Origin of the sequence: Streptomyces sp. SID8352 (genome assembly GCF_009862265.1) — a bacterium.
GTDB lineage: Bacteria > Actinomycetota > Actinomycetes > Streptomycetales > Streptomycetaceae > Streptomyces.
The window spans coordinates 32,286-49,497 of the sequence record NZ_WWGX01000073.1 but is presented as its reverse complement, the minus strand read 5'-3'; the positions used below and the strand labels follow the sequence as shown (position 1 = coordinate 49,497).

Genomic DNA, 17,212 nt, shown 5'->3' with positions numbered 1-17,212 from the left:
GCGCCCCGGCTCCGGGAGATCCCCGAGAGGCCGGGGTTGCCGGGGCCGGGGATCCCCCGGAGGGCGCGGTGCTCACCGTCCCTCCGGAAGCCCCCGGCCGGGGGCTACTTCTCGGTCACGCCCGCCGAGTCGAACGTCGCCACCTCGTGCATGGCCCGTGCCGTGCTCTGCACCATCGGCAGGGCCAGCAGCGCGCCGGTGCCCTCCCCGAGGCGGAGGTCGAGGTCGACCAGCGGGCGCAGGCCCAGCGTGTTGAGCGCGGCGACATGACCGGGCTCGGCGCTGCGGTGGCCCGCGATGCAGGCCGCGAGGACCTCGGGGGCGATGGCGCGGGCGACGAGCGCGGCGGCACCGGCGCTGACCCCGTCCAGGATCACCGGCGTGCGCAGCGAGGCACCGCCGAGGAGCAGGCCGACCATGGCGGCGTGCTCGAACCCGCCGATCGCGGCGAGGACCCCGAGCGGGTCGGCCGGGTCGGGCCGGTGCAGTTCGAGGGCGCGGCGCACCACCTCGGTCTTGCGCACCAGGGTCTCGTCGCTGATGCCGGTGCCCCGCCCGGTGACCTCGGCCGGATCGACCCCGGTGAAGACGGAGATGAGCGCGGCGGACACGGTGGTGTTCGCGATCCCCATCTCACCGGTGAGCAGGGCCTTGTTCCCGGCCGCCACGAGGTCGCGGGCGGTCTCGATGCCGACCTCGACGGCCCGTTTGGCCTCCTCGCGGGTCATCGCGGGTCCGGCGGTCATGTCGGAGGTGCCGCCGCGGATCTTGCGCGGCAGCAGCCCGGGGGTGGCGGGCAGATCGGCGGCGACACCGACGTCGACGACGCAGACCTCGGCGCCGACCTGGGTGGCGAAGGCGTTGCAGACCGCTCCCCCGCCCAGGAAGTTGGCCACCATCTGGGCCGTGACCTCCTGCGGCCAGGGGGTGACGCCCTGGGCGTGCACCCCGTGGTCGCCCGCGAAGACGGCGACTGCCGCGGGCTCAGGGACGGGCGGCGGACACTGCCGGGAGAGTCCGGAGAGCTGGGCGGAGATGATCTCCAGCATGCCGAGCGCGCCGGACGGCTTGGTCATGCGCTTCTGCCGCTCCCACGCCTCGCCGAGCGCCTTGGCGTCCAGCGGGCGGATCTGCGCGACGGTCTCGGCGAGCAGGTCGTGCGGCTCCTCGCCGGGCAGTGCGCGGCGGCCGTACGTCTCCTCGTGCACGACCCAGGACAGCGGGCGGCGCTTGGACCAGCCGGCCCGCACCAGCTCGGGCTCGTCGGGGAACTCGTCGACGTAGCCGACGCACAGGTAGGCCACGATCTCCAGGTGCTCGGGGAGGCCGAGGGCGCGGACCATCTCGCGCTCGTCGAAGAAGCTGACCCAGCCGACGCCGAGGCCCTCGGCGCGGGCGGCGAGCCACAGGTTCTCGACGGCGAGCGCCGAGGAGTAGGGCGCCATCTGCGGCTGCGTCCGCCGGCCCAGGGTGTGCCGTCCGCCCCGGGTGGGGTCGGCGGTGACGACGATGTTGACCGGGGTGTCGAGGATGGCCTCGATCTTCAGTTCCTTGAACTGCTTGGCCCGGCCCTTGGGCAGCGACTTCGCGTAGGCGTCGCGCTGCCGCATCGCCAGTTCGTGCATTGCCTGGCGGGTCTCGCCGGAGCGGATGACGACGAAGTCCCAGGGCTGCGAGTGGCCGACGGAGGGCGCGGTGTGGGCGGCCTCCAGGACCCGGAGCAGCACCTCGTGCGGGATGGGGTCGTCGCGGAAGCCGTTGCGGATGTCGCGGCGCTCCCGCATGACCTTCAGCACGGCCTCGCGCTCGGCGTCGTCGTACCCGGGTGCCGCCGGTCCGGCGGGTCTGCGCGGGGCGGCCGCCGCGGGCGCACCCTCGGCGTCCGGTGCCGCCGGGTCCCCGGCGGGGGCGGCGGTGCCGTCGGCTCCGGGCTCGCGGGGGGAGGAGGCGGTGACGGCCGCCTCCGGCGGGAGGGCCCGGTCGTGGGCCGGGGGTGTCCGGGTCCCGTCGTCCCCCCGGGACTCGGGCGTCTCCTCGCCGTCGGCCGGGGCGGGCCCGTCCTCAGCGGGCGGGGTCCCGGTCGCCGGGTCGGGAGTGTCGGGGGTGTCCTCCGACTGCGGCAGGGGGGCGGAGACGGCTCCGGTGCCGGCGGCGGCCTCCGCGCCCTCGGCGTCTGTGGGGACGGTGCTGTCGGTGGCTGCCGGGGCGGTGCCGTCGGTGCCCTGCGTGGCGGTCGGGGCGCCGGGGGCAGAGGGCGCGGGCTGCTCCTCGGGCAACTGGGCCGCCGCGTCCTCCGGGTGGCCGGGGGCGGTCGCCCGGGCGACGACCGGCCGGGGCGCCTCGGCCGCCCGGTCATCGCGAAGGGGCTGCGCGTCCGGGGCGGGGCCGGTGTCCTGGACGGGGTGCGGCTGCTCCTGGGCGGGGCCGGGCTCCGGGGCGGGGTGCGGCGCCTCCGGGGCGACGGCGGCCTCGGACCCGGCTCGGTCGGCGGGGACGGGCTGTTCCCCGGCGGGGGGCTGATCCCCGGCGGCGGACTGCCCCTCAGTGGTGGGCCGGTCCTCGGCGGTGGGCTGATTCTCGTCCGAGGGCCGTCCCTCGGTTACGGACGGGTCCTCGGTGGCGAGCCGGTCCGCGGACACGGGCGCGCCGTCGGCGGGTCCGGGGGCCTCCGGCCGGGTCTGCCCCACCGTGCCGGGCAGGGCTCCGGCCTCCGGGGCGGGGGCCGCTTCCTCCACGGGGGCCGCCTCCTCCGCAGGCGCGGGTTCCTCCCCGGGTGCCGCTTCCTCCGCAAACGCAGGTTCTTCCACGGGGGCCGCTTCCTCCGCAGACGCGGGTTCCTGCTCCGCCGAGGTGTCCTCGGCGGACGCGGGTCCGTCGCCGACGGAGGTGGTGTCCGAGGCTGCGGCGGGCACCTCCGCAGGGGCGGTCTCCGGCTGCGCCGGGGTGCCTTCCTCCACGGGCGTGGACGCGTCCTCGGCGGGGGCGGTCCCGGTGCCGTTCTCCGGGCTCTCCTCCGGGACGTCGGCCCCGGCGGCTTCGGCGGCGGTTGCCGCGGGGGCGGCCTCGGCCGCCGCGGGCCCGGGGTTCCCCGGGGCCTCCTGGGCCTCCGGTACGGGGGCCCGATCGGCCCCCTCCGGTGCCGGGGAGGACCGCACCGGGGCGGGCGCGGGCTGCGCCACGGCGTCGGGTGCCTGCCCGGTGGCGACCGGTTCGGCGGCGGAGGCGTCGGCCTCCGGCGGGCCGCCGGCCGGGGCGCCGGTCTGCGGGGCACCGGTCTCCGGGGAGGCGGCCTGCGCGGGCCCGGCCTCGGACGCTTCGTCGGCCCGGGGCGCCGCCCCGGGCGGCGGGGCCGACGGCGGGGTCCCGCCCTCGGCGGTCACGGCGGCCCCGTCCGCCTGCGCGGGAGCGGGCGTTCCGTCCGCCGCCGGGGCGGTCTCCGGGGCGGCCGGGTCGGCCTCCGGTGCGGGGGCCCCGGTGGCTTCCACCGGTTCCAAGGTCTCCGCCGGTTCCAGGGTCTCCATCGGCCCCGGGGTCTCCACCGGCTCCGAAGCCGCCGGGGACCGCTCCGGCTCCGGGGTGCCCGAGGTCTCCCGGGGCAGCGAAGCCTCCGGGGCCCCCGTCTGCTCGCCCTCGGGCGCTCCGTCGGCCCGCGCCGCCGGCCCGGGGCCGGGCACGTCGGACGCCGCGTCGGCCGGGGTGCCGGGAACGGGTTCCGGGTCCGCCTCCGCGGTGCCGAGGGCCTCCGGCTCCCTCGCCGGCTCGGGGACGGTCGCCGTCTCCGGGGCGGGAGCGGCCTCGGGGGCCGCGCCGTCCGGTGCCGCACCGGCGGGGGCCGCTTCGGTGGACGTCCCGTCGGCGGGAGCCTCCACCGCCTGCGGGGTCATGGACCCGGGCTCCTCCGCCGTCCCGGACGAGGACGCGGACACGGTCCCGGGCGCCGATGCGGCCTCGGGCGCCGGTACAGCCTCGGGGGCCGGTGCGGCGCCCGTCTCCTGAGCGGCCCCGGTTCCGGGGGCGCCCGCCGGGACGGCACCGGTGGTGCCCTCCGGGGTCACGCCCTCCGTGGTCACGCCCTCGGGACTCCCGGCGTCGGCGGCCGCGCCCTCGGTCCCCTCATCCTCGGGGGCACCGTCGTCGGCGGTCGCGCCGTCCGCGCTCGCCCCGTCGGTACCCGTGCCCTCCTGGGTGTCCTCGCCCGGAGCCGTCTCCTGGACCGCGCCGTCCGCGTCGGTCCCGGCGGGCTCGCGGCCCGCCGCGCCGTCGGTCTCCGAAGCGCCGGGCTGCGAGGCGGAGGTCTCCACGGCGTCGGTCCCCACGGCGGCCCCACCCTCGCCGGTCTCGTCGGCACCGGCCTGGGGCGCACCGTCCGCGGCCCCGCCCTCGGCGGCCTCCACCGTCGACGGCACGGTCTCTGGGCCACCCTCAGCCGCTCCGGCCGAGGGTGCTCCGGTCACGGCCGCGTCGGCCGCCGGGGACTCCGCCGATCCCGCCGTCGCCGCCTGCGTCGCCACCCGGGCGACCACGGCCTCGGCGGCGCCGACCGGCTCGCCCCGCTGTCCGGGAACCGGAGCAACCGTTTCCGCAGCCACCCCCGGCGCGCCGGTGGCCACCCTCGCCCGGGCGCCCCGGGGCGCCGCTCCCCGCGGGGCCCGGACGGCGCCCTGCCGTCCGTCGGGATCGGCACCGGGGACCGCGGGCCCCGGGCGCACCGGGGCGTCGGCGGGCCCCCGGTCGGCCAGGGAGCGGACCGGGCTCGCGGAGGCGTCCGGGATGGGCGGGCCCAGGTGCAACGGGCGGCGCGTCGCGGCCTGTTCGGCGGCGCGGACGGCACCGAGGTCGACCGAGCCGGTGTCGGGGCCCAGGGTCCCGTTGGGGCCCGGCTGGTGCACGGTCTCGACGACCGGCTCCGGCGCGGGCGGCGCCACCTCGTTGCCCCAGGCGCTCTGCGCGCCCGGCAGCAACAGGTCCTCGTCCTCGGCGGTGCTCTCGGAGAGGTAGGTGTACGCACCGGGCGCGTGGACGTCCGGCTGCTCCACCATCCCTGCGTTCTCCGGCAGCCCCTCGCCCGGGATCTGGCCGGTGTCGGTCATGCGTAACCCCTCGCCCATCGGTTGGTGCTCCTACGCCCGGGGCGGCGCACCGACCGCCCCAGTGAAGAACGAGCGTGCGTGCCCAGCGGCACGAACGACCCGCCGGCAAAGACGACAAAGCCATTCAGTGGCATTGTCGCGCTCGTCCCCCCGTCATGGCGGCAAGATCCGTGACGGCCCGCTGTGGACTGCGCCACGTTGCGCGTCCCTCCCCTGCCGCCGTACCACACCACCGTCGGAACTGGCGGCTTTTCAGGACATTGGCCGACGAACCGCCGGTGGCCCTGGTGCGGCACAACAATCGGCCAGCCTACCCCGGTGGTGGGACAACCTGATCATTGGGAGCGGTCCGCGAGGACGCCGCTGAGCAGGAACGCGACGCTCCGCTCCGTCTCCGTCCAGGACCGGCTGTCCAGGCCGACGGACTGGAGGAGGGCGCATTCCACCTGGTAGCCGTGTTCCGTCAGGGCGCGGCCGACGAGTTCGGCGGCGTCGCGGGTGGCGGCGTGGGTGACGATGCGCTGGGGGCGGCGGTCGGCGACCGCGGAGACCACCGGCGCTCCCCCGCCGCCGACGCGGACCACGTCGGGTTCGGGGAGGTTCTCCAGGACGTGCGGGGCGGTGCCCCGCACGATCTGCATCTGGACGCCGAAGCGCCGCGCGGTGGCGCCGGTGCGGGCGCAGGCACCGGGGTCGAGGTCGACGGCGATGACGGCGGCGCCGCCGCGCGCCGCCTCGGTGGCGAAGGCACCGCCGCCGCAGCCGATGTCCCAGACGAGGTCCCCGAGTCGGGGCCCGAGACGGGCGAGCTGGGCGGTGCGCAGCGGTTCGCTCTCGCCCTCGCCCGGGGTGCCGCCGTACGCCCCGGCGGGCAGCGACCAGCCGCGCGGTCCGGTGACCGGGGCGTGGCCCGCGATCCAGCCGCCGTCCCCCGGGGCGGGGGACGGCCCGTGGGAGCCGCCGGCGACGATGACGACGTTGGGGTCGCGCCAGGTGTGGCCGGCGGCCTTGTCGGAGGTGACGACGGTGACCCGCTCGCGAGCGGTGCCGAGTTCCTCGCAGATGACGAAGGTGCGGTGGACGCCCTCCATCAGCAGGCCGAGTTCGGCGGGCCCGGCGCCGGGCGAGGTGAGCACGGCGACCTTGGTCCGGGCCCGGCACACGTTCACCGCTCGGCGCAGGGTGCGGGCGTGGGCGACGACCACGTGGGCGTCGTCCCAGGGCATGCCGGCCCGGGCGAAGGCGGCGGCGACGGAGGAGACCGCGGGCACGACCTCGACCTCCAGGCCGTGTTCGGGGGCGCGCAGGCTGCGGACGACGCCGAAGAAGCCGGGGTCGCCGTCGGCGAGGACGACGGCGGTGCCGCGGTGGGCGGCGATGCGGCGGGCGGCGAGGGGGACGCTGCCGAGCCGGACGCGTTCGGCGGCGGGCGGCACCTCGGGGAGGGCGAGGTGGTGGGCGGCTCCGGCCACCAGGGTGGCGGCGCCGAGGGCGCCGCGGGCCGCTTCGGTCAGCGGCGAACCGTCCCAGCCGATCACCGTGACCCGGTCGGCCATCGTCGTCAGTCTCCAGGAAGTCGCGGGGCGAGTCGGTGTGCCGCGGGCGCGGGTTCCCTGCCGGGCGGGCTCCGTGAGCGTACCCGGTGCGCGGGGCGGTGGGGTGCCGACGGCGCCCCGGTACTCAGTTCCAGTCGGGGAAGGTGGTGAAACCGCCGCCGTCGGCCAGGTGTTCGGCGGCGCCCTCCAGGTCCTCGGGCAGCAGACTCCAGACGATGAGGTCGGTGCGGACCTCGCTCCAGATGCCGTCGTCCGTGCGCACCCGCGCTATGCAGGCGTTGCGCAGGACGCCCTCGCTGATGCAGCCGATCCGCTGGGCGACCTGCTGGGCGGCGGTGTTGTCGGCGGCGGTCCGCAGCTCGACGCGCTCGAACTTCTGGTCGCCGAAGAGCCACTGGGCGGTGGCGAGGGCGGCCTCGGAGGCGTAGCCCTCGCCGCGGGCCCAGGGGGCGACGACGTACGACAGCTCGGTGGACCGCACGTGCCAGTCGGTCCTGGTGAGCTGGACGGTGCCGACCAGGCGCTGGGTGAGGAACTCGGTGACGGCCAGCGAGATGCCGCGGCCGTCGGCGCGGCGGGCGGGCGCGGACTCGGTGACCGCGACGCGGGCGTCCTCGGCGGTGAAGGGCTGGGGGACGTGGGTCCAGGCGGCGACCTGCTCGTCGTTCATCATGGCCTGGAGGGCGGGGACGTCCTCCTCTTCGAGGGGGCGCAGCACCAACCGCTCCGTGCTGATGGAGATGTTGGGGAAGGTGCTCGTCATGCGCCGCTCCGTAACCTGGGTGACCGTCAGACCCGCTGAGCTGTCCAGCATGCAGCATGAAAGCACCCCGGTGCACCACGGGGCCCCCTCCGGTGCGGAGGGGGCCCCGTGGTGCGGCCGGACCGGCCGCGGTGCGGGCGGGAGGCGGATCAGAAGGAGGGGAGGACGGCCCCGTCGTACTTGTCCTCGATGAACTTCTTCACCTCGGGCGAGGTGAGGAGCTTGACCAGCTTCTGGACGCGCGGGTCCTTCTCCTGGCCCTCCTTGACGGCGAGCAGGTTGCTGTTCGGGTTGCCCTTCGCGGCCTCCAGGACGAGGGCGTCCTCGGCCGGCTTGAGGTCGGCCTCTATGGCGTAGTTGCCGTTGATGACGGCCGCGTCGACGTCGGCGAGGGAGCGCGGGGTCTGGGCCGCCTCCAGCTCCTTGAACTTGAGGTTCTTCGGGTTGCTGGTGATGTCGGCGGGGGTCGCGGTGGTGCCGACGCCGTCCTTGAGGGTGATGATCTTGTTGGCGGCGAGGAGCTGGAGTGCGCGGCCCTCGTTGACCGTGTCGTTCGGCACGGCGACGGTGGCGCCGCTCTTGAGGTCGTCGGCCTTGTCGATCTTGCTGGAGTAGAGGCCGAGGGGCTCCAGGTGCACGTCGACGACGGGCACGATGTGGGTGCCCTTCTTCTTGTTGAAGTCGTCGAGGTAGGGCTTGGTCTGGAAGAAGTTGGCGCCCACGGAGCCGTCCTCCGTCGCCGTGTTCGGCGTGACGTAGTCGGTGAACTCCTTGACCTGGAGGTCGAGGCCGGCCTTCTCGGCGAGGTTCTCCTTGATGAAGGTGAGGATCTCGGCGTGGGGGACGGGGCTGGCGGCGACGACGAGCGCGCCGGAGGAGTCCGAGGCGTCGTCCTTGTCCGAGCCGCAGGCGCTGAGGCCGAGGGTGAGGGCTCCGGCGGCGAGGACGGCGGTGGTGATCTTGGCGGCGTTACGCACGAAAAGTGCCTTTCCTGAGGGTGGTACGGGGTGATGCGACCCCGTCTCGGTGGAACGGGGAAGTCCTGGGGGGGTAGTGCGGTGCGGCGGGTTACGCGGCCTCGCCGGCGTCGGCCGGAGCGGGTTTCGCGGCCTTCGCGGGCCTCACCGGCCGGAGTCGGCCCCGGCCGGCCGCACCGGTGCGGGTGCCGCGGCGCTGCACGGAACGGGCCGCCCGGTCGCCGGCGAACTGGATGACGGAGATGGCGACGGCGAGCAGCGCGACGGTGATCCACATCAGGCCGGTCTCGAAGCGCTGGTAGCCGTAGCGGACGGCGAGGTCCCCGAGGCCGCCGCCGCCGACCGTGCCGGCCATGGCGGAGTAGCCGATGAGGGCGATGACCGTCGTGGTGGTGCTGGCGATCAGCGACGGGAGCGCCTCCGGGACCAGGACCTTGCGGACCACGGTCCAGGTGCTGCCGCCCATGGACTCGACGGCCTCGACGAGCCCGCCGTCCACCTCGCGGACGGCCGTCTCGACCAGGCGCGCGAAGAACGGGATACCGCCGATGGCGAGCGGCACGATGGCGGCCTCGCTGCCGATGCTGGTCCCGGTCACCCAGCGGGTGAAGCCCATGAGGGCGACCATGAGGATGATGAACGGCATCGAGCGGCCGACGTTGACGATCTGGCCGATGGCCTTGTTCAGCACGGTGCTCTGGAGCTGGCCGCCCCGGTCGGTGAGGACCAGGAGCACGCCCACCGGCAGGCCGACGGCGACCGCGATCAGGGTGGACCAGCCGACCATGGTCAGCGTCTCCCAGGACGCCTGCTCCAGCAGGGGCCGCATCTCGGACCAGGTCACTTGGCACCTTCCTTCACCGCGGCGCGGTCGGCGCCCACGACGTCGACCTGCAGGCCCCGCTCGCGCAGGAAGCCGACCGGCACGACGTTGTCCTCGTAGCGGCCGGGCAGTTCGATGCGCATCCGGCCGACCTGGAGGCCGCCGACGGTGTCGATGGCGGCGCCGAGGATCGATATGTCGATGTTGTAGGTACGGGAGAGCTGGGAGACGACCGGCTGGGTCGCGGCGTCGCCGTGGAAGGTGACGTCGAGGACGGTCCGGTCCTCGCCGGTGGCCTCGCCGCCGACCGGGAAGAGCGCGGCGGCCAGTTGGGAGCCGGGGGTGGCCAGCAGGTCGGCCACGGTGCCGGACTCGGTGATGCGCCCGTTCTCCATGAGGGCGGCCGAGTCGCAGATGCTCTTGACGACGTCCATCTCGTGGGTGATCAGCAGGACGGTCAGCCCGAGCTGCCGGTTGAGGTCGCGCAGCAGGTGGAGGATGGAGCGGGTGGTCTCCGGGTCCAGGGCGCTGGTGGCCTCGTCGGAGAGCAGCACCTTGGGGTCGCCGGCGAGGGCCCGGGCGATTCCCACGCGCTGCTTCTGGCCGCCGGAGAGCTGCGCGGGGTAGGCCTTGGCCTTGTCGGCGAGCCCGACCAGGTCGAGCAGCTCCAGCGCCTTGACGGACCGCTCCTTCCCCGAGACGCCGAGGATCTCCAGGGGCAGCTCGACGTTGTCCCGCACGGTCCGGGTGGACAGCAGGTTGAAGTGCTGGAAGACCATGCCGATGCGGCTGCGCGCCTGCCGCAGTTCCCGGCCGGCGCGGGCGCCGCGCCCGGCGAGGGCGGTGAGCTCCCGCCCGGCGACGGTGACCGTGCCGGAGGTGGGACGCTCCAGGAGGTTGACACAGCGGATGAGAGAGGACTTCCCGGCGCCGGACTGGCCGATGACGCCGTACACCTCGCCCTCGCGGACGTGCAGGTCGACGCCGTCCAGGGCGGTGACCTCTCGGCCGCGTGAGCGGTAGACCTTCGTCAGGCCCGATGTGGTGATCACGTGGATATCCGTCACTGTCGAGTGCGCGGAGCGCGGGGGCGCTCCGGGCACGGGGCATTGTTCTTCGGGTTCCGGGTCCTTGGGCGCGGCACGCGTCCCCGCGGTGGCGCGCCGGGACGGCGCGACCGGGAGGAGTCAGTGGGCGCGGGGCGTGGCTCAGTCCTGTGCGCGGGGCACTGCGGCGGACCGGCCGCTCGCTTCGGGGCGCGAGGTGCGGATGGTGCGGGGGCCCTCTAGAAGGCGCGCATTCGGCACAGACAACGAGCACCGGGCGTCATGGTCGCCTCGGTCGCAAGGATGCGGTAGCTCGTCGTGCTCATGGGCTCAGTAAAGCAGACGTACCGGTCCGAGCGGGCACCAGTTGTCCGGATACTGGACATTCATGGACAGGTGGTGGACGGGGGCGGACGGGCCCGGCGCGCGACCCGTGCGGCGCCCCGACCGCCGCTGACCAGCGGCCCCTTGCGCGGCGGCCCCCCGGACCCGGGCACCGCGGGCACCGCCCGTCACGGGCACGCTGTGGCCAACGCCACGGCGGGGACCCGTGGCCGGGGCCGCCGCCGGATCCGCCGGTGCGCAGGCGCCGCGCGCGGAGGCGCCGGTGCGCAGGCGCCGCGCGCGGAGGCGCCGGTGCGCAGGCGCCGCGCGCGGAGGCGGACGGGGAGGTCCGGCCGGTCCCGCCGCGGGGTACGGGGCTCGCGCGGGGGCGGGGACGGCGGGCCGCGCGGACCGTAATAGGGTCGCTGCCATGCTTGACGTCCTGACGCTGGTGACCGGCGTCGCCGCGCTGCTGCTGGCCGCCTGGTGCGGCTGGGCGGCCTACCGTGACCAGCCGACGAAGGACTGGCACTTCCTCGGCATGGCCGTGGTCTCGCTGCTGGGCCTCGTCCAACTGGTGACCGGGATCGTGCAGCTCGCGCGGGGCGAGGAGCCGGAGCAGGGGACGACCATCTTCGTCGCGTATCTGCTGGGCGCCTTCGCCTGCGTCCCGGCGGCGGGGTTCCTGTCGCTGGCCGAGCGCACCCGCTGGGGCTCCGTCACGGTGGCCGCCGGCGGTGTCGTCCTCGCCGTCCTGGAGGTGCGGCTCTATGACATCTGGGGAGGCTGAGACGGTGGCGGCACGGGAGGCGCCGGGCGGCCGGCGGCTGATCGCGGGGCCCGGGATCCTGCTGGTGTGGCTGTACGGGGTGATGGTGGTGGGCGCGGTGTCGCGCTCCGCGTACCAGATCTCCACCGAGTTCGACCGGGCGCCGCTGGCGTACACGCTCTCCGCGGTCGCGGGGATCGTCTACGGCTTCATCACCTACACCCTGGTGCGCGGCGGCGAGACGGCGCGCCGGGCGGCGCGGATCTGCTGCGCGGCCGAACTGGTGGGCGTGGTGGCGGTCGGCACCTGGACGCTGGCCGACCCCTCCGCCTTCCCCGACACGACCGTGTGGTCGGACTTCGGGATGGGCTACCTCTTCATCCCGGTGCTGCTGCCGCTGTCGGCGCTGTACTGGCTGCGCCGGGGCGCCCGGGAGACGGCCGCCGCCTGAGCGGACCGGACGGGGGCGGGCCGTCGGCCGCGCCCCCGGGCACCGCCCTCACGCCGTCGCCGCGTACTCCTCGGCGGGCTTCTCCAGCACGATCATCCGTACGCCGTCGGTGCCCTGCTCGGTGCCGACCGTGCGGTAGCCGACGCGCTGGTACAGCCGCAGGTTCCCCTCGCTGCGGTGTCCCGTGTACAGCCGGAACCGCGTGGCGCCGCGCTCCCCCGCGAGCGCCGTCTCGGCCGCGCGGAGCAGCCGGGCGCCGATGCCGTGCCCCTGGAGGCGCGGGTGCACGCAGAGCCGGCCGATGGCGGCGGAGCCGTCCTCGGCGAGCCGGCCGCGCACCGAGCCGACGACCTCGTCACCGAGCCGCGCCACGAAGACGCAGTCGCCGGTGACCTCCGCGCGAACGGATTCGAGGGTCTGGACGAGGGGTTCGATGCGGTAGTTGCCGTACAGCGCGGCCTCACTCTGGAAGCAGAGGTACTGCAACCGGAAGATCTGCTCGGCGTCCCGCTCGACCGCCTCCGAGATGGTCACGCTCATGCCCATGTGCGCATGCCTCCCGCTCACCTGATCACTATGGTCCCCTAGAGCTATCCCCGTCCCCGCTCGGCCGCAACCTCCGGCGTGAGCAATCTCCGGGGACATACCGGGACACAGCGATCTTTCCACCCCAAGATCCCGCTGTGAGATACCCAACTCCGCGGCGGGCGCCGGGCGCGAGCGACGGGCGGCTCCGCGGTGATCATCGGTGCGGCGCGGTCATGGGCGGTCCGGCGCGGTCGCCCGGGGCGGCGGTTGCCCCGGGCGACCGAAGACCACCCGGACCGGTGGGCGTGGATCAGCGGTTGACGAAGTCCGCGCGGGCGAGCACCCCGGTGTCCGGGTGGTCGGTGAAGACGCCGTCGATGCCGGTGGCGAAGTACGCGCGGAAGGCGCCGAACGCGTCGCCGTATCCGTCGGCCGCGGCGCCCCGGCGGAGGTCGGCGGGCAGGAACGGGTTCTCGTTGCGCATCGTGTACGGGTGGAGGACCAGGCCCGCGCGGTGCGCGTCGCGGACGAGCGCGGTGGGCTCGGTGAGGCGGCCGGCCGCGTCCCTGGGGATGATCAGGTCGAGGGTGGGGCCGATGCCCCGGGCGTAGGAGGCGATCTCCTTGAGGCCCTGCGGGGTGATGAGGTCGGCGGTGGTGCGCGGGTCGCCGGTCTCGGTGAAGTCCCAGGGGCGGACGGCGGCACCGGAGAGCAGCACGGCGAGGGGGTTGCCGACGAGCCGGCTCATCCGGCGGATGCTGGTGGGCTCGAAGGACTGGATGATGACCGGCGAGTTCTTCCGGTCCCGGCCGTACCGCCGCAGCAGCCCGGCGAGCCGCTCCTCGGTGGGCAGGCCCAGCTTGCGGAAGTAGGTGGGGTGCTTCAGTTCGGGGTAGATCCAGACCTCCCTGCCGCGGCGGCGGCTCTGCTCGGTCTGCCAGCGCAGCACCTCCTCGAAGGCGGGGATCTCCCAGCGGCCGTCGTAGAGGGTGTTGTGGGGACGGTTCCCGGGGATGCGCTCGGTGGCGCGCAGCGTCTTCAGCTCGGCGAGCGTGAAGTCCTCGGTGAACCAGCCGGTGGTGGGGACGCCGTCGACCACCTTGGTCCGCCTGCGGTCGGCGAAATCCCGGTGCACGGCCACGTCGGTGGTGCCGCCGATCTCCGGCTCGTGGCGGCAGACGAGGTGGCCGTCGCGGGTGGGGACCAGATCACCGGCCTCGACGATGTCGGCGCCCATGTCGAGGGCGAGTTCGTAGGAGCCGAAGGTGTGCTCGGGGCGGTGGCCGCTGGCCCCCCGGTGGCCGATGATCGCGGGGACGGGGAGCCCCTTCAGCCCGCGGCCCCCGCCCCGGTCGCCCCGGTCGCCCCTGTCCCCCTGTCCGTCCCGCCCGGTCCCCGCGTGCGCCGCGCCGACCGGTCCGAGGACACCGCCGCCCGCGCCGAGGACCGCCACCCCGAGCAGCGTGCGCCGCGCGGTCCCGGCCGTCCGGTTGTCCGACTCCTGCGTTGCCATCAGCACTCTCCCGCCGTCGACCTCCGGTGCGCGCCGATCGTAGGACCGCGTCCGTGACGCCGGAGGGACCGCCACCGGAACACTGGGACGACGCGGGATGACGTACGGCCGCGAAGGGGGCCGCGAGGGACGGGGGGTGACGTTTCGCCGGTTCCGGGAGCGCGAGTTGGCTCACATTCGGGGGAACGGAAGGAGGGCCCGCGCGGGCCCGGCGCCGCAGGTGGACACGGGTGGACGAGGGGGCCGGAAGGCCGTACGACCGACGTGCGCAACCACCGGGGCCGCGAGTAATGTCCTCACCTGCACAGAGTCGCACGCATCCCCGACCGGAGGATTCCGTTGTCCCGTTTCGCGTTCATCAAGGCAGTGCTCGGTCCGGTCTTGCGCTTGGTGTTCCGTCTACGGGTGGAGGGCGCGGAGCGCATCCCCGGTGACGGTCCGGTCATCCTGGCCGGGAACCACCTCACCTTCATCGACTCGATGCTCCTGCCGCTGGTGTGCGACCGGCAGGTGGTGTTCATCGGCAAGGACGAGTACGTCACGGGCAAGGGCTTCAAGGGCCGGCTGATGGCGTGGTTCTTCACCGGCGTCGGCATGATCCCGGTCGACCGGGACGGCGGCCGGGGCGGGGTGGCGGCGCTGATGACGGGCCGCCGGGTGCTGGAGGAGGGCCGGATCTTCGGCATCTACCCCGAGGGCACCCGCTCCCCCGACGGCCGCCTCTACCGGGGGCGCACGGGCATCGCCCGGCTGACCCTGATGACCGGGGCGCCGGTGGTGCCGTTCGCGATGATCGGCACGGACAAGCTGCAGCCCGGCGGCTCGGGCCTGCCCCGGCCGGGCAAGGTCACGGTGCGGTTCGGCGAGCCGATGGAGTTCTCCCGCTACGAGGGCATGGACCGCGACCGCTACGTCCTGCGAGCCGTCACGGACTCCGTGATGACGGAGGTCATGCAGCTGTCCGGCCAGGAGTACGTGGACATCTACGCGAGCAAGGCCAAGGCCGCCTGACGGCCGGCGCCGGGCTCGGCGCCACCGCACCGGGCACCGCGTGAGGGCGGGCCGCCACAACGGCGGCCCGCCCTCACGCGCTCCGGTCCCGCGCCGGGGGCGCCCCTACGGGCAACGGTGCCTGCGGCTTTCGGGGGCGTCCCATCCCTCTACGGGCGGAGCCCATGGCTTTCGCCGGGCCGCCCGTACGGGTAGGGGCCCTCCAGGCAGGAGTGACCCGTACGGGTGGAGGCGCCCCCTGCAAAGTCGGGGCGGCCCGTACGGAGCCGGGGGCGGCCCGTACGGGTGAAGGCATCCCCTGCGGGCCGGGCGTAGCCCCATGAGGGCGCGGCCCGGCCACCGGGGCGGCGCGCGCACGCGTACGGCGGTCCCGCCCCGGTGCGGAAGGCCGGTCCCCACGGCCGGGGGCATCCCCCAGGGGACGGGGCGTCCGCCCACGGAGGCGGGGCGTCCCCCTAAGGGCAGCGGTCGCCGTCGTGGATCGCTCCGGGGCAGGCACCTCGCCACCGGGTGGGGCGCCCGCGTGGCTGCGGGCCCTGCCGACCGGACGAACAGGCGTCCGACGGGTGAGTCCCGCGCGGGCTGACGGGGACTCACCCGTCGGACGGAGATGCGCCGGCGGGCGGGGACTGCTCCGAGCGGAGCCGCGAACCCCGGCCCCGCCGGGCGGAGCCGGGGTTCGCGGGCCGCCGGGGCGCCCTCGCGGGTGGCTCCGCATCCGCCCCCGGCCGCCCCCGGCCGCCCCCGGCCGCCCCGGGCCGCCCCGGGCCGCCGGCAGGGACCGCCCGTGCCCCGGCCCGAGCGCCCGCGCCCGCCCCGTGACCCCCGTCAGGCGTGCGGCGCCGTGTCCTCCAGGCGCTGTCCGCGCAGCAGGTACCACGCCGCCGCCGAGGCCGCCAGGAGGACCGCCGCGCCGATGCCCGCGGCCAGGGTGAGCCCGTCCACGAAGGACTGCCGGGCGGCGTCCAGCATCCCGGCGGCCGTCGCCGGGTCCAGGTGGGCGGCGGCCTCCACCGCCCCGCCGAGCGACTCGTGGGCGGCGTCGGGGGTGCCCGCCGGGCCGGTGAAGCCCCGGTAGACGCCGGTCACGATGGAGCCGAGCAGGGCGATGCCGAGGGCGGCGCCCAGTTCGTAGGCCGTCTCGGAGACCGCGGAGGCGGCCCCGGCCTTCTCCTCGGGCACGCTGGAGAGGATCACGTCGGCCGTGACCGTGAAGGCGAACCCGGCCCCCAGGCCGACGACCAGCAGGGCGGCGCCGAGCAGCGGGTAGCCCGTGTGCTGCCCGAGGACGGTCAGCGCGGCGAGCGCCAGGCCGATGCCCGCGAGGCCCCCGCTGACCACGGCCCGGACCGAGAAGCGCCGGGCCGCGCGCCCCGCGATCAGACCGGCGGCCACCGCGCCGATCGCGGCGGGCAACTCGGCCAGCCCCGCCTCGAACGGTCCCCTGCCCTGCACCAGTTGCAGGTACTGGGAGAGGAAGAAGACCAGCCCGGACAGGCCCAGGATGGTCAGCAGATCGGCCAGGACGGCCCCGCTGAACCCCCGGCTGCGGAACAGCCGCATGTCCAGCAGCGGCACCGGCATGGTGAGCTGACGGCGTACGAAGCCGTAGAGCGCGGCGGTGCCCGCCAGGGCCGCCCCGAGGGTGCCCCAGGCGAAGCCGTCCGCGGCGGCCTCCTTGACGGCGTAGACGACGCCGACCATGCCGACCAGGGAGAGGGCGACGCTGGGCGTGTCCCACGGCCCCGGGGACGGATCGCGCGACTCGGGCAGGAACCTGATGCCGACCACGACCAGGACGGCCATCACGGGCAGGTTGATCAGGAAGACCGAGCCCCACCAGAAGTGCTCCAGCAGGACCCCGCCGACGATCGGGCCGACCGCCATCCCGGCCGAGGCGGTGGCGCCCCAGATGCCGACGGCGAGGCTGCGTTCGCGCGGGTCGTGGAAGATGTTGCGGATCAGGGCGAGGGTGGCGGGCATCAGGGTGGCGCCCGCGACGCCGAGCAGCGCCCGCGCGATGATCATCGTCTCGGGCGTGGAGGCGTAGGCGTTCAGCACGGAGACCGCGCCGAAGGCCGTGGCGCCGACCAGCAGGATGCGCTTGCGGCCGATCCGGTCGCCGAGACTGCCCATGGAGACCAGGAGTCCGGCGATGACGAAGGAGTAGACGTCGCCGATCCAGAGCAGCTGGGTGCCCGAGGGCGCGAGGTCCTCGCTGATGTAGGGGGTCGCGAGACCGAGCACGGTGGCGTCGACGGCCACCAGCAGGACGGCCAGGACCAGGACGGACAGCGCGAGCCAGCGGCCGGGGTTCCTGACCTCCTCGGCGGGCGGCGCCGGGCTCAGGGTGCGGGTCAT

Annotated in this window: 12 protein-coding genes; 3 read left to right on the top strand and 9 right to left on the bottom strand. The window is 75.4% G+C overall.

All coding sequences use genetic code 11. The features are described 5' to 3' along the window. Positions 1–104 precede the first annotated feature (104 nt). The 6 genes from cobT to GTY84_RS22575 form a co-directional block, all read right to left on the bottom strand. Positions 105–5,090 carry a nicotinate-nucleotide--dimethylbenzimidazole phosphoribosyltransferase gene (cobT, locus tag GTY84_RS22600; RefSeq protein WP_161228156.1) on the bottom strand — a complete coding sequence of 1,662 codons (4,986 nt, stop codon included), beginning with the start codon at positions 5,088–5,090 and terminating at the stop codon, positions 105–107. 335 nt (positions 5,091–5,425) lie between these two features. Then, positions 5,426–6,646 (bottom strand): precorrin-6y C5,15-methyltransferase (decarboxylating) subunit CbiE, encoded by a 1,221-nt coding sequence (gene cbiE / locus GTY84_RS22595; protein ID WP_161228155.1) that lies wholly within the window; start codon positions 6,644–6,646, stop codon positions 5,426–5,428. Between the two features lie 124 nt (positions 6,647–6,770). Beyond that, on the bottom strand, positions 6,771–7,409 hold the full coding sequence (locus GTY84_RS22590) for a GNAT family N-acetyltransferase (protein ID WP_161228154.1): 639 nt from the start codon (positions 7,407–7,409) through the stop codon (positions 6,771–6,773). A 149-nt stretch (positions 7,410–7,558) separates the two neighbouring features. Further along, positions 7,559–8,386 carry a MetQ/NlpA family ABC transporter substrate-binding protein gene (locus tag GTY84_RS22585; RefSeq protein ID WP_161228152.1) on the bottom strand — a complete coding sequence of 276 codons (828 nt, stop codon included), beginning with the start codon at positions 8,384–8,386 and terminating at the stop codon, positions 7,559–7,561. 91 nt (positions 8,387–8,477) lie between these two features. Next, on the bottom strand, positions 8,478–9,230 hold the full coding sequence (locus GTY84_RS22580) for a methionine ABC transporter permease (RefSeq protein ID WP_161228151.1): 753 nt from the start codon (positions 9,228–9,230) through the stop codon (positions 8,478–8,480). Further along, positions 9,227–10,261: an ATP-binding cassette domain-containing protein gene (locus GTY84_RS22575; protein ID WP_161228150.1), complete on the bottom strand. Its 1,035-nt coding sequence runs from the start codon at positions 10,259–10,261 to the stop codon at positions 9,227–9,229. Before GTY84_RS22575 ends, GTY84_RS22580 begins: the two co-directional genes overlap by 4 nt. A gap of 748 nt (positions 10,262–11,009) precedes the next feature. Between GTY84_RS22575 and GTY84_RS22570 the strand changes: the two genes are divergently transcribed. Further along, positions 11,010–11,369, top strand: a complete 360-nt coding sequence (locus GTY84_RS22570) for a hypothetical protein (RefSeq protein WP_161228149.1) — start codon at positions 11,010–11,012, stop codon at positions 11,367–11,369. Continuing rightward, positions 11,350–11,799 (top strand): hypothetical protein, encoded by a 450-nt coding sequence (locus GTY84_RS22565; protein WP_161228148.1) that lies wholly within the window; start codon positions 11,350–11,352, stop codon positions 11,797–11,799. The genes GTY84_RS22570 and GTY84_RS22565 overlap by 20 nt, the downstream gene beginning before the upstream one ends. Positions 11,800–11,847: 48 nt before the next feature. On the opposite strand, the gene GTY84_RS22560 is transcribed toward GTY84_RS22565, so the two are convergent. Both GTY84_RS22560 and GTY84_RS22555 read right to left on the bottom strand, forming a co-directional pair. Further along, positions 11,848–12,345: a GNAT family N-acetyltransferase gene (locus GTY84_RS22560; RefSeq protein WP_161228233.1), complete on the bottom strand. Its 498-nt coding sequence runs from the start codon at positions 12,343–12,345 to the stop codon at positions 11,848–11,850. A gap of 292 nt (positions 12,346–12,637) precedes the next feature. Then, positions 12,638–13,840, bottom strand: a complete 1,203-nt coding sequence (locus GTY84_RS22555; protein WP_161228147.1) for a glycerophosphodiester phosphodiesterase — start codon at positions 13,838–13,840, stop codon at positions 12,638–12,640. Between the two features lie 339 nt (positions 13,841–14,179). Here GTY84_RS22555 and GTY84_RS22550 point away from each other — a divergent pair, with 339 nt between their 5' ends. Beyond that, positions 14,180–14,851 (top strand): lysophospholipid acyltransferase family protein, encoded by a 672-nt coding sequence (locus GTY84_RS22550; protein ID WP_161228146.1) that lies wholly within the window; start codon positions 14,180–14,182, stop codon positions 14,849–14,851. A gap of 828 nt (positions 14,852–15,679) precedes the next feature. On the opposite strand, the gene GTY84_RS22545 is transcribed toward GTY84_RS22550, so the two are convergent. Further along, the gene (locus GTY84_RS22545) at positions 15,680–17,212 is read right to left on the bottom strand and encodes an MFS transporter (RefSeq protein WP_161228145.1); all 1,533 of its coding nucleotides are present in this window, start codon (positions 17,210–17,212) and stop codon (positions 15,680–15,682) included.

Coding starts and splice junctions, on each gene's coding strand:
- cbiE (WP_161228155.1), bottom strand. CDS start 6,646: ATGGCCGACCGGGTCACGGTGATCGGCTGGGACGGTTCGCCGCTGACC.
- GTY84_RS22545 (WP_161228145.1), bottom strand. CDS start 17,212: ATGACCCGCACCCTGAGCCCGGCGCCGCCCGCCGAGGAGGTCAGGAAC.
- cobT (WP_161228156.1), bottom strand. CDS start 5,090: ATGACCGACACCGGCCAGATCCCGGGCGAGGGGCTGCCGGAGAACGCA.
- GTY84_RS22555 (WP_161228147.1), bottom strand. CDS start 13,840: ATGGCAACGCAGGAGTCGGACAACCGGACGGCCGGGACCGCGCGGCGC.
- GTY84_RS22570 (WP_161228149.1), top strand. CDS start 11,010: ATGCTTGACGTCCTGACGCTGGTGACCGGCGTCGCCGCGCTGCTGCTG.
- GTY84_RS22590 (WP_161228154.1), bottom strand. CDS start 7,409: ATGACGAGCACCTTCCCCAACATCTCCATCAGCACGGAGCGGTTGGTG.
- GTY84_RS22565 (WP_161228148.1), top strand. CDS start 11,350: ATGACATCTGGGGAGGCTGAGACGGTGGCGGCACGGGAGGCGCCGGGC.
- GTY84_RS22560 (WP_161228233.1), bottom strand. CDS start 12,345: ATGGGCATGAGCGTGACCATCTCGGAGGCGGTCGAGCGGGACGCCGAG.